Below are 23171 nucleotides of genomic sequence, written 5' to 3' on the forward strand. Positions count from 1 at the left end.
GGCGCAGTATCGAACTCGGAAAATCCCAGATGTTCAGATTGATAGTCCCCGCCGCAGCCTCGCTGCTTCTCTCGTCGACGGCCGTCTTCGCCGCGGATCTCACCCCGGCCCCGGTCGAGCCCGTCGCACCCGTGGTCCTGCCACTGACTTGGACCGGCTTCTATGTCGGCGCCTATGCCGGCGGCGCCTTCGGAACCAGCGACGTTAAGAACGACAACGGATCGACTGACGTCTCGCTGTCGCCGAACGGCTTCACGGGAGGCGGCCTGCTCGGCTACAACTACCAGATCGACGCCTTCGTCCTCGGCGTCGAAGGCGAGTTCGGCTACAACGGCTTGAGCTCGGACAAGGACTTTGTGAACAGCGCGCTCGACACCCAGAACGTCAAGTCGGAGAGCACGTATATCGGCCGCGTCCGTGGACGGGTCGGTTATGCCTTGGACAATTTGCTGTTCTATGCTGCCGGCGGCGTGTCGTTTGCGGACGACAAGGTGACGCAGTCCGATGCGATCAGCGGCAACTCTGTGTCGATCAGCAAGGACCTTGTCGGCTGGAACGCGGGCGCCGGCGTGGAATACGCCTTCACGCCCAACTGGATCGGTCGCCTCGAATATATCTATGACGGCTTCGGCGACCAGAAATACAATTTCCAGTCGAAGGGGCTCGGCTTCAACGACCAGAAGGTCAATTTCGACCAGAATACCGTACGCGTTGCGCTGGAGTACAAATTCTGAGCAGGCTCTCCCGAACCTGCAGATACTTGCAAGTTTGAGCAGAACTGATTCTGCACCGGACATGCAAATCAATCGTGGCAGGAGCCACGAGAGGCTGCGTTAGAGGCCGCGCCGGCCATCGCCTCGTTCTTTCACCGCAGCTCCGAGGCCTTGGCCGGCTGGAAGGGCGGCCGGGGGCTGCCCCGCCGGAATGATGCGGCGCACCGGCCGGGGCCGGGTGTCAGGCTTGCGGCCTGCCCGGTCACGGGCGGCTGCATCCGCCAGCCGGTGCTGCTCCGGACGGGGCAGCACCGGAGCCGGCTGCGACGGTCTTCCGCACGCCCAGTCGGAGCATCGGTGAATGGCGCAGCGGCCGGCCCTGTTCGTCCCGGCGTGTGCCTGCGCTCGAGGATGGCGGAATGATGGAGCAGGAGCGGATGAATCACATCGACGCAGAGCGGCTGCTGGCGGCCGCGGGAGCGCTGCGGCATGTCATCGAGCGGGAAATGCACGGCATGGTCGCCGGCGGTGCCGTGCACCGGGCCAGCATGGCGATGATGTCGGCGAGCCGCGAGCTTGCGGCCGTGCTCGGCCGGCCGAACCACCTGCGGGAACAGGGATGGTCCTGCCCGAACAGGAGACATCCCGCCGGCCCCTAGGCCAGGCTGCCTCGCCCCCGGGGGCGAGGCAAAAGCCGGTGCCTGGAGCCGGAGATGCACGTGGAGGCGCGCTCCCCGACTCCAGGGCCGCACGGCGCGTCCGCCGCCGGTGGCCCACGACAATGCGTCGCCGTGAATGAGAAGCGAATTAGCCTTGGCGAGCGAGGCTACGCGCCATGTCGGGATCGCCGGAGATCGCGTCCGGGGGGACGAGGGCGGCCGGGCGCGCGGGCCCGACGCGCCGGTCGGGCCATGGGTGCAGTTCAATCCTCCCGCTTGAAGAGATTGCGGTGTTGCGCGGGTTGGCATCGCAGGTACTGATCCGCCGCGCGGACGCTCTCGCCGAAATGCGCGGCGGCATGCCACGGCCAGCGCGGATTGTAGAGAACGGCCCTGGCAAGGGCGATCAGGTCCGCCTCGCCCCGCGCCAGGATCGCCTCGGCCTGCTCGAACTCCGTGATCAGGCCGACGGCGATGACGGGGATGCCGACGGCTTGCTTCACGGCGCGCGCAAAGGGCACCTGGTAGCCCGGGCCGATCGCAATCTTCTGGTCACGCGCCAGGCCGCCGCTCGAGACGTGGACGGCATCGCACCCCCTGGCCTCGAGGGCCCTGGCAAAGGCGATCGTCTGCTCGACGTCCCAGCCGCCCTCGACCCAGTCCGTCGCCGACACCCGCATGGTGACCGGTCGTCCGGCCGGAAATGCATGGCGCACGGCCTCGAAGACTTCCAGGGGAAACCGCATGCGGTTGTCGAGCGAGCCGCCATAGTCGTCGGTCCGACGGTTGGACAAAGGCGACAGGAATTGGTGCAGCAGATAGCCATGGGCGCCATGGATCTGGACGGCGTCCAGGCCGAGACGGGCGGACCGCCGTGCGGCGGACACGAAGGCCGACCGGATGCGGTCGAGCCCGGCCCGATCCAGGGCGTCCGGGCTCTCGCAGGACGCGTCATAGGGCAGCGCGCTCGGGGCGAGCGTCCGCCAGCCGTTCTCCAGGCCGGACGCGATCTGCCCTCCCCCTTTCCACGGCACTTCGCTGGAGGCCTTGCGGCCGGCGTGGCCGAGCTGGATCGCGATCGGCATCGGCGACCAGCGCCGGATGCCGTCGAGGACTCGGTCCATGGCCCGCTCGCAGGCGTCGGAGTACAGCCCGACGTCGCCGTACGAAATGCGCCCCTCCGGCGTGACGGCCGTCGCCTCGATCGTCAGGATGCCGGCGCCGGACTGAGCAAGGTTGCCCAGATGCATCAGGTGCCAGTCGTTCATCTCGCCGTTCTCGGCCGAGTACTGGCACATCGGCGCAATGACGATGCGGTTCCTCAGGTCGAGCCCTCCGACCCGGAAAGGGGTAAACAGCGTTGCCATGCTCATTCGCCTTCCCTGACTTTGCGATCCCGAGGATGGCTGAAGCTTGGGACGGGCGCAAAGCTCATCGAAGCCGGCCCCCCCGGCTGGATCCGTCCAGGGCCTCGATCGAGCGATGGTGGCGCGGGACGAGGCCGCCCGCCCCGACCGCCGAACAGGTGCGACACCGCGGCTCGGCCCCGCGGCATGGACACTCGGCCGGCCGCGGCCGCCGGCATGCCCCGCCGGTTCGAGAGCCCCTGCCTAATGCGTTTTGCGATTTGACGGAATCACATCAAGTCGCAAAGACGCGTCGAAACAAGGCGTTAGAGCAAAGCGCGTTTCCATCAAAACGCGCTTTGCTCTAGCAGGCTGCTGAAAAAGTCCCCGATGTACCCGGTTCGATTCGGCTTCGGACTCATTCCGATTGCGGCACGTCCCGTGAACAAAGCAGTTTTTCAGCAGCCTGCTAGAGGACGTGTCGATCTCGCCGATTCGCGGGGCGGAGCGGCGACCACGCCGTGCCACGCCACAACCTCTTGCTCAGATAGCCATCGAGCGGGGTGACGGCGAGCTGGAGCCCGACATATCCACCGATCACGACAAGAGTAATGGCCAAGGGCAACATCAGTCCGCCTCGTCACCGCAAACGTGGCTCCGTACATCGTCATTCGTAGAGGAGAATCGTTAAGTTTGGGTCGATGCGGGCGATCGCGCCGGCCACTTTCCGTCGGCGGCGAAGCCGGGCCGGCTTCCGTCAGGCTGCCCGCGGGGCACCGCGCGGCGGGCCGGCGTCCGCCCGGCGCTCCCCGGCGACGGACGGGCGGGCGTCAGACGATGTCCTTACAGGACATGACCATGTCGAACAGCATCGGCACGAAGCCGAGATAGCGCTTCCAGTCGAAGAGCCCGATCCCGCCCTCCTCGACCGAGCCATGCAGGAGGTAGCGCACGCCCCGGGCATGGGGGTGCTCGCGTGCCAGCAGCCATTCCATGATGTCGAACATCAGCATCTTGGTGACGCCGTCGGACAGGGCGGCGCCATGGCCGATGAAGCTCTCCACCCGGACGAGGTCGCCGGCACGCACCAGCTTGGCGAAGGCCGCCAGCCGCTCGCCGCCCTCCTCGGCGCGAAAAGCGCCCCAGGTCAGCCGCCAGTGCCGAGGGCAGGAGGACCAGGTCATCGGCGCGCCGGTGTCGACGAGCCCCTCTCGCGGGCCGAGGATCGAAGCCCAGACCAGGATCCCCTTGGAGCGTCGCGGCTTGGAGCCCGTGAGCTCGTACAGGCTGCGGGCATAGGACTTGGCGCCGATGAAGCGCGAGGCATAGCCGAGGCGGCGCGCCTTGTTCGCCGAGCGGTGATACTTGCCCTCCGTCAGCTTCGAGACGTGGCGGCGCCAGGCCTGGAAGTCGGGAAACCGGTCGAGGTCGATCACCGCCGCCGTCTGCCCGAAGCGGTCGGCGAGAAATTTCGGGCCGGCGGCGTGGCCGAATCCTCTCACATCGGTCGCGCCCTGCGTGGCGAAATATTTGTGCCGGCAACCGCAGTCCGCCCCGAGATCCAGGGGCGCCGCCGGGGCGTCCGAGCGGCGGGCGAGGCCGAATCGCTCCAGCCGGCGCTTGCGCACGGCATAGAGCGGCCAGAAGAACAGTCTGGACCAGATACTCTTGATGCTCCGGGCCGTAGGGCCCTGAGCCAGCATGCGAATCACGCGGAGCGGGGAAAGGGAAGCATCCATGCGCACAACTCTGGCCGCAACTGCCGATGATGCATGCGCCGCGGCTCCCCAAAACCGCTTCGCCGGACCGAGCATTTCGGCCGCGCCGGACAATACTGGACGCGGGCGATGCGGCTACGGGCATTTCGTCGCGGGTCGCACTCCTGGCCTTGTGCCCGCGGACCTGTGGCCCCGTCGACACGCCGCCCCCGATTGCGGGCTCGGCCGGACGGCCGTGCGGAAAAATCACCGACCACCGACAGGAACGGTCACCGCAGCTCCAGCCTCCGGTCGATCCCGGTCGCGGCGAGGAAGGCCTCGTCATGGCTGACCACCACCAATGCGCCGTCATAGGCGCGCAGACCGGCTTCGACCGCCTGGATCGAATCGATGTCGAGATGGTTGGTCGGCTCATCGAGCATCAGCAGCGGCGGCGGCGCGGTTCCGCCCAGCACGCAGGCGAGGCCGGCGCGCAGCACCTGCCCGCCGCTGAGGCCGGACACGGGCTGGAGCGCCGCATCGGCCCGGAACATGAAGCGGGCGAGCGCCGCGCGGCAGGCATTCTCGTCGGCCTGCGGATTGAGGCGGCGGAAATTGTCCCGGATCGAGGCCGAGGGATCGAGCAGGCCGACCCGCTGGTCCAGCAGGGCGAAACCGGTCATCACCCGCACGGTGCCGGCCCGGGGCTGCAGCCGGCCGGCGAGCAGGGCCAGCAAGGTGGTCTTGCCCGTGCCGTTGGGACCGGTCACGGCAACGCGCTCCGGACCGGTGATGGCAAAGGACAGCCCGCGCAGGACCGGGCGGTCCGGGTCGTAGCCGGCGGTGACGGCGTCGACCGCCAGGACGGCGCGGCCCGCCGGCAGGCCGGTCGAAGGCAGGACGACCGACAAGGGCTGCAGGATCTCGATGCGCTCGCGCGCCGCGGCGACGGCGTCGGCAGCCTGCGTCCGCCGGCTCTCGGCAAGGCGTGCGCCGTCACCGCCGGAATTCTCGCTGCGCTCCTTCATCCCGCCGAGAAGGATGCGCGGCATGTCGCCCTTCGCGCCCTTGCGCCGGCCGGCGCCGTCCTTGCGCGCTTTGCGCTCGGCCGCGAGCCGGGCCCGGTGCGCGATGTCGGCGGCCCGTTTCTCCGCGTCCGCCAGATCGTGCCGCGCGGCGTCCAGCTCCAGCGCCTTGCGCCGGCGATAGGCGCTCCAGTTGCCACCATAGCGCGTGGCGCCGAGCGAGGTCAGCTCGACGATGCCGTCCATCAGGTCGAGGAGCTCCCGGTCGTGGCTGACGACGATCGCGCCGGCCCGCCAACCGGCCATCAGATCGCAGAGAGCTTGGCGGCCCTCCCGGTCGAGATTGTTGGTGGGCTCGTCGAGCAGCAGGACGTCGGGCTCGGCGAAGACCAGCGCGGCAAGGCCCGCCCGCGTGCGCTGGCCGCCGGACAACGCGGCCAGCGGCGTCTGCGGCGGCGCGTCGAGGCCGACCCGCGCCAGGGCCGACGCCAGGCGCGCCTCCAGCGTCCAGTCGGCCTGCGCCAGGTCTTCCGCGGTGGCCTCGCCGCGCTCGGCCCGGTGCAGCAGGGTGAGCGCGTCCCCGACCCCGAACAGGTCGGCCAGGGTCTCGTCCGGCTTCACCTGCACGGTCTGGCGAAACAGGCCGAGCGTGCCGGTGACCGTGACCGTGCCGGCCTGGGGCCGGCGCTCGCCGGCGATCAGCGCCAGCAGCGTGGTCTTGCCGACGCCGTTGCGCCCGACGAGGCCGGTACGCTCCGGGCCGAAGCTGAGGTCGATGTCGGTGAGAAGGGTGCGCCCGTCAGGCGCGGACAGGGTCAGGCTGGACAGGACGATGGAAGCAAGCATGGACATGGACTTTCCCGGCGGCAAGGCGGATCGGCATTGCGGTCGGCGTGAAATCCATGGCGGCTGACATCCTGTCGGAATGGCGGGCGGGCGTCATACGTAAGGCCGCCGCTTGTTGCGATCAAGGCCGGTGTCGAGCGACCATTCGTTGCGGTCCGATGGGGCGGGACCGAATATCGTCGTAGCTCACGATTCGGCGCTTTCACGCTCATACCGGGCCAATTCCGTCTCGATCTCCTCGAACAGGTCTTCAGCCATCGTTTCGAGCGTCCCAGCGGGGCGGGTGTCCGCCCGCCGGGTCAACTGGCGATAGGCCTCGACACTGAGCAGGACGAGACGGGGCTTCTTGCGCTGGGTGATCGTGACGGGATGACGTATCGCATCGGCAACGATGTCGCCGGCCTTCCGCGACAGATCGCTGGTCGAATAAGTTCGCATGGCAGGCCCGCCCTCACCCTCGCCGCAGCGCCAAGTCCGCTCCGAGCCCGACCAGCACCGCCCCGCCCGTGCGCCGCATCAGGCGCTGGACCCGGCCGGAGCGGCGCAGACGCGCCATGACCGCGCCGGCCAGCAGCACGCAGACGAGATCGGCCAGGCTGAAGGTCAGGTTGACGATCGCCCCGAGCAGCAGGAACTGGCCCCAGACCGGCAGCGGGCCGGCCGGATCGACGAACTGGGGCAGGAAGGCGAGGAAGAACACCGCGGTCTTCGGGTTGAGCACCTCGACCGCGACGCTCTGCGCGAAGGCGCGGCGGCCGGAGGCGACGACCGGACCCGCTCCCGCCTCGCCGGCCTCGTCCTTCTGCCGGAACAGGCCGATGCCGAGCCAGACGAGATAGGCCGCTCCACCCAGCTTCACCACGAGGTAGAGCGTCGGCACGGCGTGGAGCAGGAAGGACAGGCCGGCCGCGGCGGCGATCACATGGACATAGCCGCCGAGATGGATGCCGAGCGAGGCCATCAGGCCGGCCCATCGGCCGCCCGCCAGGGTTCGCGCGGCCGCATAGAGCATGGCCGGACCGGGGATGAAGGCGAAGATCGCCGTGGTCGCGATGAAGGCGAGCCAGAGGTCGAGGGAGGTCATCGATTGCTCACAACGGAATGAGGTGGGACACGGCGCGATCGGCGTCGTGCTGGCTCGCCGCCAGCCCGGCCGCCACGCCGGCGCGGTCGGCGGCGCTGCGATTCTGGCTCATCTTGCGCTTGGCTTCGAGCCGGACGATCGGCAGGCGCACGCCGACGATACCCTTGAGCTGGGCGCGGATGAAGTCCTCGGGCGCGTCGCTCACAGCCCAGGGATGCGCCCTGCCCTGCTCGTGCCGGACGGTCAGCCGCGTGACCACCTCCAGCAGCCGGGCCGGATCCTCGAAGAATTCGACCGGACCATAGGCGTGGACGGCCACATAGTTCCAGGTCGGCACCACCTTGCCGGTCTCGGCCTTGGTCGCGTACCAGGACGGCGTGACATAGGCGTCCGGCCCCTGGACGATCGCCAGCGCCTCGCCGCCGCCCTCCCGCCATTGCGGGTTCGCCCGGGCGACATGGCCGTAGAGCACGCCCTGCGCACCCTCCGCCGGATCGAGGAACAGCGGCAGCGGCGTCGCCATCAGCCCGCCCGGCCCGTTCGTGACCAGATTGGCAAGCCGCGACTCGTGCAGGATCGCCTGGATCGCGGCGGCGTCGGTCTCCTGGAATGCTGGGGGGATGTACATGGCTCGCCTCCTGGTCGACTTCGCAATATCGTGTGACTGGACCGGCAGGAACAGCCAGTTCGGAGGAGAAGGCATGGACCAGTTTCAGGGCGCCGAGGGGCGGGGCCGGCCGCTCGGCGCCGCCGCCATCGCCACGGCGCTCAAGGCGCAGATCGCCGACGGCACCTACGGCGCCGGCGTGCTGCTGCCGTCGACCCGCGCCCTCGCCGCCGAGCTGGGCGTGTCGCGCACCACCGTGACCATCGCCTATGACCAGCTCGCCGCCGAGGGCTATCTCGACACGCGCCAGGGCGCCAGGGCCCGCGTCGCCGAGGGGCTCATGCCCCGCCCCGCCGGCGGGCGCAGGATCGCCCCCGCGGCGACGCCGGCCTCGCTGTCGGCCTATGCCGGACGGGCGCTCGCCCTCCCCGGCCCGGCGGTCACGCCGGACAGCCGCGCCCCGATCGACTTTCGCTACGGCGACATGCCGGCGGCTGATTTTCCGACGCTCGCCTGGAAGCGGGCGCTCACCGCGGCGGTGCTGGCGCGCCCCGAACGCCTCGCCTATGAGGATCCGGCCGGCCTGCCGGCGCTGCGGACGGCGCTGCAGGGCTATCTGCGCCGGGCGCGCGGCCTGGCCTGCGACGCCGGCCAGATCCTGATCGTCAACGGCTCGCAGCAGGCGATCGACCTCTGCGCCCGGCTGCTCGTCGATCCGGGCGACCGGGTGGTCGTGGAGGAGCCCGGCTATCCCCTGGCGCGCCAGGCCCTCCAGGCGGCCGGCGCCACGCTCGTGCCGGTGCCGGCCGATGCCCAGGGACTGCGCACCGACCTGCTCGGCCGCGTGCCCCGCGCCCGCGCCGCCCTCGTGACGCCCTCGCACCAGTTTCCGCTCGGCGGCGTCCTGCCGGCGGCGCGGCGGCGCGTGCTGCTCGACTGGTGCGCGCGCGCCGGCGCCTTCGTGATCGAGGACGATTATGACGGCGAATATCGCTATGGCTCGCAGCCGGTCGAGGCGCTGGCCGCGATCGACGGCCTGCGCTCGGTCGTCTATGTCGGCACCTTCTCCAAGACGCTGTCGCCGCGCCTCAGGCTCGGCTACCTCGTGGCGCCGCCCGCCCTGGTCCCGGGCCTGCGGGCGGTGAAGCGGCTGGCGGACCGCCATTCCGCCGGACTTGAGCAGGCGGCCCTCGCCGCCTTCATCGCCGGCGGCGGCTATGAGCGGCATGTCCGGCGCGTCCGCCGCCTCAACGGCGAGCGCCGCGCCGCGCTGCTCGCGGCCCTCGCCAGCGAGCTCGGCGGCAGGGTCGCGGTCGAGGGCGAGGCGGCGGGCCTGCACCTCGTCGCCTGGTTTCCAGAGCTCGGCCGCGACCGCGAAGGCGAACTCGCCGCCGCGGCCCGCCGGCACGGCCTCGGCCTGCATCCGGTGTCGCCGCTCTACCACGGCGCCGGGCCGGACCGGCCCGCCGGCTTCGTGCTCGGCTACGCCGCCTTGCCGGCGGCCGATATTCCCAGGGGCGTGGCGGCGCTCCGGCGGGCGCTGGACGATCTCGCCGCGTGAGGGGTACGGGGCCGCGAGGCTCGGCCTGTGTTCCGATCGGACCCCGTCCCTCTCCGGACGACCGTCGCCTCCGCTCCTTACACCGAGCGCATCAGGCCGCCGTCCACCCGGATGCTCTGGCCGGTGATGTAGCCGGCCCCGTCCGAGGCCAGGAAGGCGATCGTCGCGGCGATCTCGTCGCTGCGGCCGTAGCGCCGCATCGGCACGGCCTGGCGGCGCTCCTCCGTGGCCGGCAGGCTGTCGATCCAGCCGGGCAGCACATTGTTCATCCGGACATTGTCGGCGGCAAAGCTGTCGGCGAAGAGCTTGGTGTAGGAGGCCAGGCCCGCACGGAAGACGGCGGAGGTCGGGAACATCGCCGACGGCTCGAACACCCAGGCCGTCGAGATGTTGATGATCGCGCCGGACTTCTGGCGCTGCATGATCGGCGCGACCAGCCGGACCGGGCGCACCACGTTCATGAAATAGACGTCCATGCCGCGGTGCCAATCCTCGTCGCTGATCTCCAGCAGCGGCGCGCGCGGCCCGTGGCCGGCGCTGTTGACCAGCACGTCGATCCGGCCCCAGCTCGCCATGGCGAGGTCGACCAGCCGCTTGAGATCGTCGTTGGACTGGTTCGAGCCGGTGACGCCGATGCCGCCGAGCTCGCGGGCCAGCGCCTCGCCCTTGCCCGAGGAGGACAGGATGGCGACTTTGAAACCGTCGGCGGCGAGCCGGCGCGCCGCATCCGCTCCCATGCCGCTGCCGCCCGCGGTGATCATCGCGACCTTCTCGACTGCCATGTCCCTCTCCCTGTCGATGCCTGTCATGCGCCGGCTCACCCGGCGGCCGGCCCGCCTTCTCCAGCCTAAGCAGGTTCTCCCGAACCTGCTCGCACTTGTGCATCGAGAATGCAAAATCAATCGTGGCGGGAGTCACCGGACGCTCCTCGGGGGCGCGCGGAATGCCGTGCCTCTGTGATGCAGCACCACCGCCGCCGGCTCGGGCTTTCCCACCGCGATCCGGCCCGCATGGCTTGCCTTGCCGCCCCGACGGCCGATTCAGCGCTTGAATCCCGCCTCGGCGGCGGCGAAAACCCGATCAGCGATTCGAAGGGACAATCTCCGGAGGTGGCGCGCCATGCGATACGGCTTCGTCGGAACGGGTGAGATCACGCAGGCGCTGGTCACGGGGCTGGCCGGATCCGGATTGCCGATCACGGAGATCGTCCTCTCCCCCCGCAACGCCGAGGTCGCCGCCACCCTCGCCGCCCGCTTCCCGATCGTCCGCATCGGCGCCGACAACCAGGCGGTCGTCGACGCGGCGGAGGTGCTGTTCCTCGCGGTGCGGCCGCAGATCGCCGAGGAGGTCGTCGGGGCCTTGCGGTTCCGCCCGGGGCAACTGGTCGTCAGCCTGATCGCCGCGACGCCGCTCGACCGGCTGTCGGCCTGGATCGGCCAGGAGGTCGAGCTCGTGCAGGCCATTCCGCTGCCCTTCGCCGCCGAGCGCCGGAGCGTCACCGCCATCCACCCGCCGCATGCGCGGGTCGCCGCGATCTTCTCGGCGCTGGGCACCGCGCTCGAATGCGAGACGAAGCGGGAATATGACCTGGCCGGCGCCGCCAGTGCGCTGATGGCCACCTATCTCGGCATTCTCGAGCGGACGACGGGCTGGCTCGAGGCGCAGGGCATGCCCGCGGCGAAGGCGCGCGCCTACCTGCTGCCGCTGTTCGCCAGCCTGTCGCAGATGGCGCTGGCTTCCGGGCAGACGCCGTTCGGCGAGCTCCGGCGCGCTTTCGCGACGCGCGGCGGCCTGAACGAGCAGGTCTTCGCCGACTTCGACGGCAAGGGCGGCAGCAAGGCCCTGCTCGACGCGCTCGACCGGGTGCTGGCGCGGATCGAGGGATAGGCCCGGCGCGTTCCGGGCCTGCCGCCCGCTATGCGGGTCCCTCGGCGAATTGCCCTTCCGGCAGCGCCCCGATAGAGACAGGCCGGGTGTGGCCACGGGAGACGACGCCGATCTTACGGGACAGGAAGAAGGAGCGGCAGCGCGCCCTGCTGATCAGCACCGCGGTCGAGCTGTTCGGACGGGACGGCTACGGCCATACCCGGATGGAGGATATCGCGCGGGCAGCCGGCGTCTCCACCAAGACGGTCTACAACTATTTCGGGACAAAGCGCGACATCCTCATCGAGTTCCTGGTCCGCAGCCGCGTCACCAACACCGCCGCCCAGTGCGAGGCCGTGCTGGAGACGCCGAGCGGCGACCTCCTGAACGACCTCGTGCGGCTGATGCGCGCCGATATCGGCGACCTCGACGCCGAGGGCGGCAAGGCCCTCTGGCTGGAGATCATGGCCGTGGCGGTGCGCGAACGCGCGGACGAGCGCTTCCGCCGCTACCGCTGGATGTTCACCTCGCAGATCGAGCGCCTGCTGGCCTTCTACAAGGCGCAGGGCAAGCTCACCGCCACCCTGGACACGGCCCTGGCGGCGAACATGGTGCATGTCATGTTCGCCGAGGGCTTCATGGAATTCTGCGCCTCCGAGCACCTCGCCGTCGAGGACGCCACCGGCTACGCCGCCCGATGCCTGCGCGAGATGCTGCCGAACTGGCAGTGAGGCACGGCGAAGACGCCGCGGCCCACGCGGCCGCCTCGGACTGTCGCACGGTCACGCCTGCTCCAGGACGGCTCCGGCCTCTCGCCGGATCGGGATGACGTCGAGCCGATGGGACGGGAGCATGACGCGATCGGCACAAGACAAAACACGCATCACGGATCAATACAACGTCGGTTGACATACGGTCATGCCCTGGCTATGGAAGTGCATACTTTACCGTCATGACCTTAAAATTGATAATATCTGCCTGCACCTGCAGATACCGACATTGCGAAACCATCATGCCTTGTAACGGTTCCTCGGCCGAGGAGCCTCAGGATAAATTTGGCCTTGAGTTTTATCTTGCATGACCAGCCGGAGAGCATGACATGGGGGAGTTGTTCGTGCAAGAGGCAGATCCTTTGGAGACTCTCGCCATTCGGGCTGCGGAAATCATGCGCCGGCCTGGCAGCGATTTCTGGACATTCAAGGAGATGTTTGACGACCTCGACCCGGAGGCATTGGCGGCGCTGAGCCTGGCGGCCCTCGCCCGCGGCGCGGAGCAGGGAAACGCAGAATCGATGAATGAGGACTATGTCTATCTTCATCGATTTGGGGATTTCAATCTGCAGATGAAGCTGGTCGGTTTCGACCATCCCGGTCCGGAGTTGAGCGCCGGCGAATTTGATCTGATCATGACGAACATCTCGACTTCGAGCCTTGCTGTTCCTTCGTATGCGACAGGCATCGAGCGCGGCGAGGTCGCCAGGAGGCCGCCCGTTCTGTCCGATTGCGAATGGATGATCCTCGAGCCCCGGAAGCCGGTCGGCGTGCCCGCCTTCGAGCGGATCCTCGATTTTCCCCGGATGGCGCAGCCCGGCGTCCTCCTGGTGCTGCATTCGAAAGCCCAAGGTCCCGTGACCTGGGTCTACGACCGGGGCAGCAAGGCGCCGAAACACCTCACCTCCACCAATCTTCAAGCCTCGCGCATGGAATTGGCCGCGCGGATGCTGGGCGCCATGGGCGACGCCAGGGATGCGGCGTCCCTGCATGCCCTCGCCACCTCGCAGGAAGCGGGCTTCGTCCGCTGGAGCGCGGCTGAGGCGCTCTACGAGGTTGATTCCGACGCCGGCCTCGCCCTGCTGCGCGAGCATCTCGTGCGGGACGCCGACCCTTCCGTGCGGCGCGCCGCCCTGGCGACGCTCGGGCAGGACGCGGCGCCCGGCGCCGCCGCCTGACGAGGACCTGCCATGGCGATCACATTCGATTGCGCGACGGACCGCGTCCTCACCCTGGAAGAGTTCGTCGCCTTCTGCGAAGGCACGCCGCGCCTCGGCGACCCCGACGTTCAGCCGGTCGTGGCGGAGGCGCTCCAGGCCGCCTGTTCCAATCCTCGGCTGGTTCCGGATTTCCTTGCCGGCGAGTTGACGTCGTTGGCGGAGTTCCAGTCCGGGAACACCTACAAGCCGCCGACATTCGTGGTGCACAGGGACAAGCGGTTCACCGTCCGCGCGGTGGTCTGGCTGCCGGTGGAAGAACGGATCGCCCCCTCGCTCTTCTCCTATGACGAGGCGCACGACCATAATTTCGACTTCTACACCTGCGGCTACCACGGCCCCGGCTATCGCACGGATATCTACGAGTATGACCCCGACGCGGTGACGGGCACGCCCGGCGAGCGGGTCGCCATCCGTTTCCTGGAGAGCGCGATGCTGCCCAGGGGCAAGGTGATGTTCTACCGGGCCAGCCGGGATTTGCACGTCCAGTACCCGCCGGACGCGCTGTCGGTGTCGGTGAACCTCATCTTGCGCAGGGAGGGCAAGCCGCGGCGTCAGTTCGATTTCGATCTCGCCGCCCGCACTATCAAGGGCCAAGTGAACGCAGCGAACTGGCACCGCTCGCTGTTCGTCGCCTCCGTCCTGTCGGGCGATGCCCGTGTCGTCCGGGCGGTGGCCGCCATCGGCAGGAGCAATCCGTCCGAGGCGGTCCGCGCCTTGGCGTGGCAAGCCCTGATCGAGCATCGGCCCGAGGTCGCGGAGGAGAGCTTCGCGTCGGCGATGCAGGATGGCAGCGCCTATGTCAGAAGTATCGTCGCGTCCGCATGGATCCGATGCGAGGACCTGCGTCAGGGGCAAGGCGCGGCGTGACAGGGCGGCGGATTTTCCGACCGCCCGCACGGAATGGCCCCGATCGACAGAGGAGGTGAAGCATGAAGACCGACGGCAAGATCAAGTTCGTCAAGCTCGAGGAGACGGTCACGCTGGCCAGTTCCAGCCCGGCCATGGTGAAGACCAGCCAGGCCGGCCGCGTTCTCGGCTTTGGCTGCGACGAGCCGACCCGTATTGCCGAGACCGGCCTGGCCACTGCCCGCGACACCACGGCGCGCAAGTAACGCATCGACGCATCGATCAGGGTGCCCGAGGGCGGCTTGCGACGAGCCCCGGCGTCTCGCCGGGGCTCGTTTCATGCCCGGCAAGCGCGGACGTCAGGGCTCGAAATGGTCATGATGGACGTGATGATGCGGTTGGCCGCCACGGTGCAGCACCATCCTGAGGGCGCCGAGAACCGGCGCCGGCGGCAGCAGCGGCAGGTAGATCAGGCAGGGCATCAGCAGCAAGCCGGCAGCGAGCATGATCGTCTCGTCGAAGGCGCTGCCGTCGGCGCCGGTTCCGAGAACCAGGGCGGCAAGCGCAACGCCCGCCGCGACCGCCGTTTGCTGCACCGTCCCGGCAAAGCTCGACCCCCGCGCCGCATGGGCATCGCCGACGCGGGCATAGGTCAGCGTATTCAGTCCCACGCCGTTGAGCGCGCGGGCGACGCCGCCGATGAAGAGCACGGCCACCAGCATCCACAGCCAGGCAGGCGTGGCGCCGACCAGCACGACAGCTCCGGCCGCCATGGCCGACACGATCGTGGTCGTGACAAGCAGGGCAAGCAGGCCGAAGCGCTGCACCAGGCGATTGACCACCGTCCGGCTCGCCAGCGAGCCGAGCACCTGCGTCGCCGCGATCAAGCCCGTCACCATCGCGGAATAGCCGTAGATCTCCTGGAGCAGCAGCGGGATCGAGAACGCCAGCATTGTGGCGCCGAGGCGCAGGAAAAAGCCGGCGGCCAGGGCGGTGCGGAACGTGACCTCGCCCAGCAACGAAAAGTCGATCAGTGCTTCCGGGTCGCGGCGGGCATGAAACGCGTAGGCGGTCAGAAGGCCGATGCCGGCCACCGGCAGAACCAGGTCGCCCCAGGGGCCCGCCACCCCATGGCCGAGCCGTTCCAGACCGCCCATCAGGGCGACGAGGCCGGCGGACAGCAGGACCCAGCCCCGCTTGTCGAAGGCGCGCGGCGGCAGCACCGGCACCTCGGGCACGGCTCGCCGGACCAGCGTCAGGATGGCGAGACCGAGCGGCACGTTGATCCAGAAGATCCACGGCCAGTCGGCGAGGCTGACCAGGACGCCTCCGATCAGCGGGCTCGTCAGCGGCCCCAGCAGCATGGGTACGCCGAACCAGGCCATCAGGCCGACCAGCTCGGAGCGGGGAAAGCTGCGCACGAGAATGAGCCGGCCCACGGGCGTCATCATCGAGCCGCCGACGCCCTGAAGGACGCGCCCTGCCACCAGTTGCGCAAGGCCGCCGCTGAGCGCGCAGACGACGGAGCCCAGGACGAACACCGCCACCGCGATCTCGAACACCCGGCGAGCCCCGAACCGATCGGCGAACAGGGCGCTCAGCGGCATGCACACCACCAGCGTGACCACATAGGATGTTATGGTGAGCGACAGGGCGGTGTTCGGCACCCCGAGGCTGGCGCCGAGCGCCGGCAAGGCAATGACGAGCGCGTTGGTATCCTTCAACTCCATGAAGCCGGCGCTGGCGAGAAGGAGTGCTGCAAACAGCCCCCGGCGCGAGAGCGGCGTGACGTCGTCCACGGCTCCGGCGATGCCTGCGCCGTTCCCCCCGCCGGTCATGCGCGCCGATCCGTTGCCATGCGGTCCTCCGCCTCGTAGTCGAACCAGCGCGCGCTCGACCACCCTCGCGCCGCGCCGGCGAGGGCCGTTCGCCGCGCGGTGAGATCGGACGCCAGTGCCACGGCGGAGCAGGCGTGATCGACGACCGGCCTGTAGCCGAGGGCTGCGGCCGGCGCCATGTCGAGCACGAGGTCCTGCGCCACCGACCAGGGCGTGCGGCCGACCTGGCCTCTGGGGGGCCCCGCCAGGCGTTGCCAGGTCACGCGGCGCTCCATGGCGTCCGCCAGGTTCCGGCAGAGATCGAGCACGCGCGGCGCAGCCTCGTCTCCGGCATTGAGAACGTGCGTCCCGCGGACGTCCAGTGCCGCCACGATGAGAGCCGCGAGGTTGACGGTGGCGCAGACGTGGAGGCGGCTGTCGCCGTTGAAGGCCAATGGTATCCGCGTGCGCCCGTCCAGCAGGCGACGCACCAGCCACCATTCCCGGGGCTCGGGGGAGCCGACTCCATACAAGGCCCCGGCACGAAGCAGCGTGAGCTTGCCGTCGAGGCCGGCGCGCAGCACCGCTTCCAGCATCGCCTTGCGTGCAGCATAGGTGCCGTCGCCGGGTGCGACGGTTGGATGGTCCACCGGGACGAGCGCGGGCCGCGGCGCGCTGCTCTGGACCAACGAGACCCCCGCCGCGTCCGCATAGATCGCAGCGCTGGAAATCGCGACGATCCGTCCGGCGTCCGCTCCCATGGCGACCAGCTGGGCGGCATCGGCGCCGTCCATCGCGATCGTGTCGATCACGACGTCGGCTCCGGGACCGAGCGCTCGCAGCAGGGACGCCGTGTCACGCCGGTCGAGGTCGAGATAGTGCACGCCGGCGTCCGGCATGGGCCGGGTCGCGGCGGTGCTGCCGCGCTGCACCGCGGTGACGTGCCAGCCTGCCGCAATCAGGGCTGCGACGACGGCCTTGCCGATCTGGCCCGTGCCGCCGATCACCAGGGCGCGGCGGGCGCGGCCGCCGGGCTCAGCTTGCGACGGCATGGCGCCGGCGATCGAGAAACGAGGCTTCGAGAACGGCGCGGATGCCGGCGATCTCCACCGGCGTCAGGTCCGGATGCCAGACGGTGAACAGCAGGATGACGCGGTGGCGATCGCCGCGGTTCCAGGCCTCGTGCAGGAAGGTGTCGTCGAACATCAACACCTTGCCCGGCTGCCAAACCCTGGTGGTGCCTTCCACCCGGATGCCGCAGTCGGACGGGACATCCACGCCCATGTGACACACCAGCTGGGCATTGAAGACGCTGTAGTGGGGCTTGAGATAGCCGCCGGGCTCAAGGATCGCGATCCGCGTCTCGCCGACCGTCGGGACCGGGGCGAAGGCCCCGAATGTCCCGGGGAAGCGGGCGATGTTTTCCGGATAACGCTCGAAGAATCCGTTTTCGTTCCTGTAGCCGGCCCGCTCGAACACGATGTTGACCCAGCCGCGATAGTGGAAGTCCTGATTGGCGATCAGGTCCGGAGGCTGCTCGAATCGGCCTTGGACCGCCCGGCCGGCCTCGATTTCCCGGCGGACGGTCGGAAACTGCGCTTCCAGATCCCGCACCCATCGGTGGTCGGCGGGATCGTGCCAGGGCTTTGCCGTCAGCCCCGGGAACCACAAGCGGCTCGGCTTACCGTCACGCTGCGTGCTGCCGGTGGAGGTCAAACGGCGGTCACCGGTGAAATTGCCGACGAATGCGGCAAGCCGCTCCACTGCTGCGGCGCCATAGGCCGCGCGGGCGTCTGCGACGACAGTATCCAGCGTCTCGGTCAGGGCGGGATGGCCTTGCTGCACGTGATCCCTGCTTCGTCCCCGTCGCTGCCGCCCGCAGTCGAGGACTGTGGGCCATGCGGCCCCACCTCTGTCAATCCCGCCGTGACTCCAGCCTGCATTGGATTATCTCGAACGAGCCCGGTAAGGACACGCGCATCGTCCCTTCGACCAGGCCGCCTCCCTTGCTTTCGCCCCTCTTCGTCGTCCTCCCGGTCTTCGCGCTGATCCTTGCAGGCTGGGCCGTCCGCCGGTGCGGCATCCTCGGCAGCCACGCGACGACGGAGCTCAACCGGTTCGTCGTCTACCTCGCCCTGCCCGCGCTCCTGTTCGACATCGTCGCCCATGCGCGCTGGGCCGAGATCTGGCAGCCCCGCTTCATCGCCGTCTTCGGCCTGGGCACGGCGCTGGTCTTCTGCGCCACGGTCGCCTTGCGCGCGCGCCCTCCGCGGCACCTGGCCGACGCCGCCATCGACGGCCTCAATGCCGGCTACGCCAACACCGGCTTCCTGGGCTTTCCGCTGGTGCTCGAGGCGGTCGGGCGCGAGGCGATGGCGCCGACGCTGATCGCGGCGATCATCACGGTCTGCCCCCTCTTCGCGGCCGCCATCGTCCTGATCGAGACCGCGCTGCAGACCGAGAAGCATCCGGCGCGGCTGGCCGGCAAGGTCGGAGGGTCGCTGCTGCGCAACCCGCTGCTGGTGGCGCCGGCCCTCGGCGCGCTGGTCCCGCTCGCCGGCCTCGGCCTGCCGGCGCCCGCCGAGACTTTCCTCAGGCTGCTCGGCGGTGCCGCCTCGCCCTGCGCGCTGGTGGCCCTCGGGCTGTTCCTGGCCGAGAAGCGGGAGGCCGCGGCGGGGGACCTCGGGTCGACGGTACAACTCGTCGGCTCCAAGCTCGTCCTGCATCCGCTCGTCACCTGGGTCCTGGCCTGGGCCCTCGCCTTGCCGCCGGCCTTGGCCAACACCGCCGTGCTCCTCGCGGCTCTGCCGACCGGAACAGGCCCGTTCATGCTGGCCGAGTTCTACCGGCGCGAGGCGAAAGTCACCTCCGATGTCGTGCTCCTGTCCACGATCGCTTCGATCCTGACAGTCACCGGATATCTTGCGCTGGCATCGTGAAGACGGTCGCGGCAGCGGGACGCTCCCCCGCAGTCCGCCGCGCGCCCGACGACAGCTCCTCCCTCCTGGCTCCCGGAGCCGCACGGCTCGTCCGGAGGGGCTTGCAGAATTTTTACAGTCGACTATAAAATCAGACAAACAGACGATGATCGGAAGCTCGGTGACGGTCCGGCTGTGCCCGGACGTCGGTGCGACCAGCGCTCCCCTCCCGTCGCAGACGGAAGGCGGGCCGGAGCGGAACGCGTCACGAACGATCGGCAATCCAGGGAGGAATGGATGCGGAAATTCAGGATCGACGGCCGCGGCCTTGCGCTGGCGGCGATGATCGCCGGCGGGCTGTGCCTCGGTGCCGGTACGGCTTCGGCGGCCGAGGCCGCGGTCAATGCGGAAGCAGCGGGCAAGGTGCCCGAGGCCATCCGCAAGAGCGGCGTGCTGCGGGTCGGCACCAACCTGCCCTACGCGCCGATGGAGTTCTTCGAGGAGGACGGCAAGACGCTGACCGGCGTCGACGTCGATCTCATCAACGCCGTCGCCGCCCGCCTCGGGCTGAAGACCGACTTCGTCAACATGAACTGGGACGGCCTCATCCCCGCCCTGAACAGCGGCCGCTTCGAGGTGATCGCCGCCTCGGTCGGCGACTTCGTCGAACGGCAGAAGCAGGCCGACTTCGTCGACTACATGGCCACCGGCGTCTCCGTGGTCGTCGCCAAGGCCGACACCACCGACTACAAGGCCAACAAGGACCTGTGCGGCAAGCGGCTGGGCGCCTCCAAGGGCACCGACGCCTCGCGCATGGTCGGCCTCCTGGCCACGAAGTGCTCCGCCGAAGGCAAGGCGACGCCTGCGCCGAGCCTCTTCCCGGAGGACAATGCCGGGCTCCTGGCGGTGCGCAGCCAGCGCATCGACGCCTATGCCATGGATTCCATCTCGGCCGGCTACGAAGCCTCGACCGAGAAGGGCCGCACCGTCTACCGCAACGTGCTGCCGGACTTCCAGACGTCGAAGGCGGTCTACGGCTTCGTCGTCGCCAAGCCCAACCGGCCGTTGACCGAAGCCATCGCCGCCGCCCTCGGCGACGTGATGGCCGACGGCACCTATGCCGCCATCCTGAAGAAGTACGGCGTCTCCGACATGGCCATCCCCGCCGCAGCCATCAACGGAGGCGGCGAGAAGGGCTCGATGGAATGACGGCGGCCCCCGCGCCGAGCCGGACGCCGGGGTCGGCCCCCGACGCGCCGGTTCTCCCGATCAACGCCATCCCCGCCCGGTATCCCGGGCGGTGGATTTCGGGCGCGGTCTGCCTGGTGCTGGTCGCGCTCGTGGTCCGTGCCTTCGCCGCCTCCCCGCACATCGAGTGGTCGGCGGTCGCCAGCTACTTCACCGCCGCCAGCGTGCTGAACGGCCTGTGGCTGACCATCGTCCTGACCATCGTCGCCCAGTCGATCGGCATCGTCGGCGGCGTCCTCCTGGCGACGATGTCCATGTCGCCGAACCCGGTGCTCAAGGCCGTGGCCGGCGCCTATATCTGGCTGTTCCGCGGCACGCCCGCCCTGATCCAGATCATCTTCTGGTTCAACGTCAGCCTGGTCTTCCCGACGATCGCGCTCGGCATCCCGGGCACGGGCATCGGCTTCGAGGTCTCGACCAATGCCGTGATCACGCCGATGGTGGCGGCCGTGGTCGCGCTCGGGCTGAACGAGGCGGCCTACATGTCGGAGATCGTTCGCTCCGGCATCATCTCCATCGACCGCGGCCAGTCCGAGGCCGCGACCTCCATCGGCCTGACCCATGCCCAGGCGATGCGCTACGTGATCCTGCCCCAGGCCGTCCGCACCATCATCCCGCCGACCGGCAACGAGTTCATCGGCATGCTGAAGAGCACGTCGCTCGTCTCGGTGATCTCCGCGCAGGAGCTGCTGACCTCGGTCCAGCAGATCTACGCCATGAACTTCCTGACGATCGAACTCCTGATCGTGGCCAGCATCTGGTACCTGATCATGACCACCGTCGCGACCATCGCCCAGGGCTATCTCGAGCGCGCCTTCGAGCGCGGCGCCCGGCGGAGCCAGTCGGCTCGCAGCCGGTTCCTCGCCATGCTGCTCGGCGACGGACGACGCGGGCCCCACGACGCGGGAGCCCACTGATGCCCCTGCTGCGCGCCGACCATGTGCACAAGACGTTCGGGTCCGTCACCGTCCTGAACGACATCTCCCTTTCCGTGGAGAAGGGCGAGGTCATCTGCCTGCTCGGGCCCTCCGGCTCCGGCAAGTCGACCTTCCTGCGCTGCATCAACCGTCTCGAACGCATCGACGCGGGCCGCATCTACGTGGACGGCGTCCTCGTCGGCTATGAGGAGCGCGGCGGCAAGCTGTACGAGCTCAAGGAGGGCCCGCTCTGCGCCGCCCGGCGCCAGACGGCCATGGTCTTCCAGAACTTCAACCTGTTCGCCCATCTCACCGCGGCCGAGAACATCATGCTCGGTCCGCAGCGCGTGCTCGGCGTGCCGAAGCGGGAGGCCCGGGCCGAGGCCGAGGCCCTGCTGGAAACGGTGGGCCTCGCGGGCCGGGGGACGAGCTATCCCCGGCAGCTCTCCGGCGGCCAGCAGCAGCGCGTGGCGATCGCCCGGGCCCTGGCCATGAAGCCCAAGCTGATCCTGTTCGACGAGCCGACCTCGGCGCTCGACCCGCAGCTCGTCGGCGAGGTGCTGGGCGTGATGCGCCGCCTCGCCGATACCGGCATGACCATGCTGGTCGTCACCCACGAAATGGGATTCGCGCGCGACGTCGCCGACCGGGTGGTCGTGCTCGCCGGCGGCCGCATCATCGAGCAGGGGCCGGCGAAGGAAGTCCTCGCCCGTCCCTCCGACCCGCGCACGGCCGCGTTCCTGGGAAAGCAGCATTCCGATGTCCGATAGTCTCAACGGCCAGCGCGTCGCCATCCTCGGCGGCGGCCTGGTCGGCCTGTTCAGCGCGCACTACCTGATGCTGCGCGGCGCCGAAGTGGTCATCGTCGAGCGTCGGCAGCTCGGGTCGGGCGCCGCGCGCGGCAATGGCGGCCTGGTGGTGTGGACGGAGTCCACGCCCCTGGCGGCGCCCGGCGTGGTCTCGCACACGCTGCGCGCCCTGTTCTCGCGCACCAGCCCGTTCTTCGTGAAGCCGTCGTCGCTGCCCGGCAATCTCGGCTTCCTCCTGCGCTTCGCCCGCAACTGCACCGCCGAGGCCTTCCGGGCCGGCGTGGCGCGCCTCGACGTGCTGAACCGGCGCACGCAGGGGCTCTATCGCGAGTTGAAGGATGCGGGCATCGCCACGGGCGTGTCGGAAAGCGGCATCCTGCGCGTCTTCGGCGCGCGGTCCTCGGCGGAGGAGGACTATGCCATGCTCGGCATGCTCGCCGCCCGGGGCCTCGGTCCGCCGCCCGGCCCGCTGATGGGCCCCGACGACCTCAGGGACTTCGAGCCGGCCCTCGGACGGGCCGCCCGGTTCGGCTTCGTGCAGCGGGGGGAGGCCTATGCCAACCCTTCGGTGGTGGTCGACGAACTGATCGCCTCGCTGCGCAGCCGCGGCGTCGAGGCGCGGGAGGAGACGCGGGTCCTCGACGTCGTCGAGGATCGGGGCGGCGTGCGCGTCATCACCGATGCCGGCGAGGTCAAGGCCGACAAGTGCCTGATCGCCATGGGCGCCTGGTCGCGCGAGCTTGCGGGGCGGCTCGGCCTCAAGCTATCGCTGGTGCCGGGGAAGGGCTACAGCTTCTCCGTCGCGCCGGATACGATGCCGCAGCGGGCCATGGCCTTCGTCGACGCCCATGCGGGCGTGACCCCGCTCGGCGGCGGCAGGTTGCGGCTGTCCGGCACCATGGAGTTCGACGGCAGCTATGACCGCCTCAACCCGCACCGCATCGCGGCGATCCGGGCCGCCACCGAGCCCTATCTCGGCGCCATCGACTGGACCACGGCGAGCCAGCAATGGGTGGCCCCGCGGCCGATGACCCCGGACGGCGCTCCCTATATCGGCCCCGTTCCCGGACGGACCGCCACCTTCATCGCCGCCGGCCACAACATGCTCGGCTTCAGCCTCGGCCCGGCCACCGGCAGCCTGGTTGCCGAGATGATGGCCGGCGAGGCCAGCCCGGAAGCGCTGCAGGCCCTCTCCCCGACCCGATCCACCTGAAACGGAGAC

The 23171-nt window shown here is 69.5% G+C and carries 23 protein-coding genes; 13 read left to right on the forward strand and 10 right to left on the reverse strand.

Annotated elements, in window-relative coordinates:
- The first annotated feature begins 29 nt into the window (after positions 1-29).
- Together AC27L4_RS13600 and AC27L4_RS13605 are read left to right on the forward strand one after the other, a co-directional pair.
- Positions 30-734: an outer membrane protein gene (locus AC27L4_RS13600; RefSeq protein WP_487142728.1), complete on the forward strand. Its 705-nt coding sequence runs from the start codon at positions 30-32 to the stop codon at positions 732-734.
- 401 nt (positions 735-1135) lie between these two features.
- Positions 1136-1372 carry a hypothetical protein gene (locus AC27L4_RS13605; RefSeq protein ID WP_487142729.1) on the forward strand — a complete coding sequence of 79 codons (237 nt, stop codon included), beginning with the start codon at positions 1136-1138 and terminating at the stop codon, positions 1370-1372.
- A gap of 263 nt (positions 1373-1635) precedes the next feature.
- On the opposite strand, the gene AC27L4_RS13610 is transcribed toward AC27L4_RS13605, so the two are convergent.
- The 6 genes from AC27L4_RS13610 to AC27L4_RS13635 form a co-directional block, all read right to left on the reverse strand.
- Positions 1636-2745: an NADH:flavin oxidoreductase/NADH oxidase gene (locus AC27L4_RS13610; RefSeq protein WP_487142730.1), complete on the reverse strand. Its 1110-nt coding sequence runs from the start codon at positions 2743-2745 to the stop codon at positions 1636-1638.
- Between the two features lie 803 nt (positions 2746-3548).
- Positions 3549-4421 carry a hypothetical protein gene (locus AC27L4_RS13615; protein ID WP_487142731.1) on the reverse strand — a complete coding sequence of 291 codons (873 nt, stop codon included), beginning with the start codon at positions 4419-4421 and terminating at the stop codon, positions 3549-3551.
- Positions 4422-4705: 284 nt separating this feature from the next.
- Positions 4706-6286, reverse strand: a complete 1581-nt coding sequence (locus AC27L4_RS13620; RefSeq protein WP_487142940.1) for an ABC-F family ATP-binding cassette domain-containing protein — start codon at positions 6284-6286, stop codon at positions 4706-4708.
- A 186-nt stretch (positions 6287-6472) separates the two neighbouring features.
- The gene (locus AC27L4_RS13625; protein WP_487142732.1) at positions 6473-6724 is read right to left on the reverse strand and encodes a type II toxin-antitoxin system prevent-host-death family antitoxin; all 252 of its coding nucleotides are present in this window, start codon (positions 6722-6724) and stop codon (positions 6473-6475) included.
- A gap of 13 nt (positions 6725-6737) precedes the next feature.
- Positions 6738-7370 carry a LysE family translocator gene (locus tag AC27L4_RS13630; RefSeq protein ID WP_487142733.1) on the reverse strand — a complete coding sequence of 211 codons (633 nt, stop codon included), beginning with the start codon at positions 7368-7370 and terminating at the stop codon, positions 6738-6740.
- Positions 7371-7377: 7 nt separating this feature from the next.
- Entirely contained in the window at positions 7378-7998 is a 621-nt protein-coding gene (locus tag AC27L4_RS13635; RefSeq protein WP_487142734.1) for an FMN-binding negative transcriptional regulator, read from the reverse strand.
- Positions 7999-8071: 73 nt separating this feature from the next.
- On the opposite strand from AC27L4_RS13635, the gene pdxR reads away from it, so the two are divergent.
- A complete protein-coding gene (gene pdxR, locus AC27L4_RS13640) occupies positions 8072-9538 on the forward strand; it encodes a MocR-like pyridoxine biosynthesis transcription factor PdxR (protein ID WP_487142735.1) in 1467 nt (488 codons plus the stop codon).
- 77 nt (positions 9539-9615) lie between these two features.
- Here pdxR and AC27L4_RS13645 read toward each other — a convergent pair whose 3' ends face one another.
- Entirely contained in the window at positions 9616-10320 is a 705-nt protein-coding gene (locus AC27L4_RS13645; RefSeq protein WP_487142736.1) for an SDR family oxidoreductase, read from the reverse strand.
- A 337-nt stretch (positions 10321-10657) separates the two neighbouring features.
- Here AC27L4_RS13645 and AC27L4_RS13650 point away from each other — a divergent pair, with 337 nt between their 5' ends.
- The 5 genes from AC27L4_RS13650 (at position 10658) to AC27L4_RS13670 (ending at position 14506) form a co-directional block, all read left to right on the forward strand.
- The gene (locus AC27L4_RS13650; protein WP_487142737.1) at positions 10658-11425 is read left to right on the forward strand and encodes a pyrroline-5-carboxylate reductase; all 768 of its coding nucleotides are present in this window, start codon (positions 10658-10660) and stop codon (positions 11423-11425) included.
- Between the two features lie 86 nt (positions 11426-11511).
- Positions 11512-12135 (forward strand): TetR/AcrR family transcriptional regulator, encoded by a 624-nt coding sequence (locus AC27L4_RS13655; protein ID WP_487142738.1) that lies wholly within the window; start codon positions 11512-11514, stop codon positions 12133-12135.
- Between the two features lie 368 nt (positions 12136-12503).
- Positions 12504-13352: a HEAT repeat domain-containing protein gene (locus AC27L4_RS13660; RefSeq protein WP_487142740.1), complete on the forward strand. Its 849-nt coding sequence runs from the start codon at positions 12504-12506 to the stop codon at positions 13350-13352.
- A 12-nt stretch (positions 13353-13364) separates the two neighbouring features.
- Positions 13365-14261 carry a hypothetical protein gene (locus tag AC27L4_RS13665; RefSeq protein WP_487142741.1) on the forward strand — a complete coding sequence of 299 codons (897 nt, stop codon included), beginning with the start codon at positions 13365-13367 and terminating at the stop codon, positions 14259-14261.
- A 62-nt stretch (positions 14262-14323) separates the two neighbouring features.
- Positions 14324-14506, forward strand: coding sequence for a hypothetical protein (locus AC27L4_RS13670; protein WP_487142742.1), 183 nt, complete (start codon positions 14324-14326; stop codon positions 14504-14506).
- A 93-nt stretch (positions 14507-14599) separates the two neighbouring features.
- Here AC27L4_RS13670 and AC27L4_RS13675 read toward each other — a convergent pair whose 3' ends face one another.
- Genes AC27L4_RS13675 through AC27L4_RS13685 form a run of 3 tightly spaced genes read right to left on the reverse strand, consistent with a single transcriptional unit; the run spans position 14600 to position 17902 of the window.
- The gene (locus AC27L4_RS13675) at positions 14600-16078 is read right to left on the reverse strand and encodes an MFS transporter (protein ID WP_487142743.1); all 1479 of its coding nucleotides are present in this window, start codon (positions 16076-16078) and stop codon (positions 14600-14602) included.
- Positions 16075-17109 (reverse strand): NAD-dependent epimerase/dehydratase family protein, encoded by a 1035-nt coding sequence (locus AC27L4_RS13680; RefSeq protein WP_487142744.1) that lies wholly within the window; start codon positions 17107-17109, stop codon positions 16075-16077. Before AC27L4_RS13680 ends, AC27L4_RS13675 begins: the two co-directional genes overlap by 4 nt.
- Positions 17093-17902, reverse strand: coding sequence for an aspartyl/asparaginyl beta-hydroxylase domain-containing protein (locus AC27L4_RS13685; RefSeq protein ID WP_487142745.1), 810 nt, complete (start codon positions 17900-17902; stop codon positions 17093-17095). Before AC27L4_RS13685 ends, AC27L4_RS13680 begins: the two co-directional genes overlap by 17 nt.
- Positions 17903-18063: 161 nt before the next feature.
- On the opposite strand from AC27L4_RS13685, the gene AC27L4_RS13690 reads away from it, so the two are divergent.
- The 5 genes from AC27L4_RS13690 to AC27L4_RS13710 all read left to right on the forward strand — a co-directional run bounded on the left by AC27L4_RS13690 (position 18064) and on the right by AC27L4_RS13710 (position 23162).
- Complete coding sequence (locus tag AC27L4_RS13690) at positions 18064-18996, forward strand: AEC family transporter (RefSeq protein WP_487142746.1); 933 nt, start codon at positions 18064-18066, stop codon at positions 18994-18996.
- Between the two features lie 276 nt (positions 18997-19272).
- The gene (locus tag AC27L4_RS13695; protein WP_487142747.1) at positions 19273-20184 is read left to right on the forward strand and encodes an ABC transporter substrate-binding protein; all 912 of its coding nucleotides are present in this window, start codon (positions 19273-19275) and stop codon (positions 20182-20184) included.
- Positions 20181-21140, forward strand: a complete 960-nt coding sequence (locus tag AC27L4_RS13700; RefSeq protein WP_487142748.1) for an amino acid ABC transporter permease — start codon at positions 20181-20183, stop codon at positions 21138-21140. Before AC27L4_RS13695 ends, AC27L4_RS13700 begins: the two co-directional genes overlap by 4 nt.
- On the forward strand, positions 21140-21910 hold the full coding sequence (locus AC27L4_RS13705; RefSeq protein WP_487142749.1) for an amino acid ABC transporter ATP-binding protein: 771 nt from the start codon (positions 21140-21142) through the stop codon (positions 21908-21910). Before AC27L4_RS13700 ends, AC27L4_RS13705 begins: the two co-directional genes overlap by 1 nt.
- On the forward strand, positions 21900-23162 hold the full coding sequence (locus AC27L4_RS13710) for an NAD(P)/FAD-dependent oxidoreductase (protein WP_487142750.1): 1263 nt from the start codon (positions 21900-21902) through the stop codon (positions 23160-23162). Before AC27L4_RS13705 ends, AC27L4_RS13710 begins: the two co-directional genes overlap by 11 nt.
- The last annotated feature ends 9 nt before the right edge of the window (positions 23163-23171 follow it).

Source organism: Labrys sp. Lb11 (genome assembly GCF_057554225.1).

Coding starts and splice junctions, on each gene's coding strand:
- AC27L4_RS13660 (WP_487142740.1), top strand. CDS start 12,504: ATGGGGGAGTTGTTCGTGCAAGAGGCAGATCCTTTGGAGACTCTCGCC.
- AC27L4_RS13625 (WP_487142732.1), bottom strand. CDS start 6,724: ATGCGAACTTATTCGACCAGCGATCTGTCGCGGAAGGCCGGCGACATC.
- AC27L4_RS13705 (WP_487142749.1), top strand. CDS start 21,140: ATGCCCCTGCTGCGCGCCGACCATGTGCACAAGACGTTCGGGTCCGTC.
- AC27L4_RS13645 (WP_487142736.1), bottom strand. CDS start 10,320: ATGGCAGTCGAGAAGGTCGCGATGATCACCGCGGGCGGCAGCGGCATG.
- AC27L4_RS13680 (WP_487142744.1), bottom strand. CDS start 17,109: ATGCCGTCGCAAGCTGAGCCCGGCGGCCGCGCCCGCCGCGCCCTGGTG.
- pdxR (WP_487142735.1), top strand. CDS start 8,072: ATGGACCAGTTTCAGGGCGCCGAGGGGCGGGGCCGGCCGCTCGGCGCC.
- AC27L4_RS13700 (WP_487142748.1), top strand. CDS start 20,181: ATGACGGCGGCCCCCGCGCCGAGCCGGACGCCGGGGTCGGCCCCCGAC.
- AC27L4_RS13605 (WP_487142729.1), top strand. CDS start 1,136: ATGGAGCAGGAGCGGATGAATCACATCGACGCAGAGCGGCTGCTGGCG.
- AC27L4_RS13710 (WP_487142750.1), top strand. CDS start 21,900: ATGTCCGATAGTCTCAACGGCCAGCGCGTCGCCATCCTCGGCGGCGGC.
- AC27L4_RS13630 (WP_487142733.1), bottom strand. CDS start 7,370: ATGACCTCCCTCGACCTCTGGCTCGCCTTCATCGCGACCACGGCGATC.
- AC27L4_RS13620 (WP_487142940.1), bottom strand. CDS start 6,286: ATGCTTGCTTCCATCGTCCTGTCCAGCCTGACCCTGTCCGCGCCTGAC.
- AC27L4_RS13675 (WP_487142743.1), bottom strand. CDS start 16,078: ATGACCGGCGGGGGGAACGGCGCAGGCATCGCCGGAGCCGTGGACGAC.
- AC27L4_RS13610 (WP_487142730.1), bottom strand. CDS start 2,745: ATGAGCATGGCAACGCTGTTTACCCCTTTCCGGGTCGGAGGGCTCGAC.
- AC27L4_RS13695 (WP_487142747.1), top strand. CDS start 19,273: ATGCGGAAATTCAGGATCGACGGCCGCGGCCTTGCGCTGGCGGCGATG.
- AC27L4_RS13600 (WP_487142728.1), top strand. CDS start 30: ATGTTCAGATTGATAGTCCCCGCCGCAGCCTCGCTGCTTCTCTCGTCG.
- AC27L4_RS13665 (WP_487142741.1), top strand. CDS start 13,365: ATGGCGATCACATTCGATTGCGCGACGGACCGCGTCCTCACCCTGGAA.
- AC27L4_RS13635 (WP_487142734.1), bottom strand. CDS start 7,998: ATGTACATCCCCCCAGCATTCCAGGAGACCGACGCCGCCGCGATCCAG.
- AC27L4_RS13615 (WP_487142731.1), bottom strand. CDS start 4,421: ATGCTGGCTCAGGGCCCTACGGCCCGGAGCATCAAGAGTATCTGGTCC.
- AC27L4_RS13670 (WP_487142742.1), top strand. CDS start 14,324: ATGAAGACCGACGGCAAGATCAAGTTCGTCAAGCTCGAGGAGACGGTC.
- AC27L4_RS13650 (WP_487142737.1), top strand. CDS start 10,658: ATGCGATACGGCTTCGTCGGAACGGGTGAGATCACGCAGGCGCTGGTC.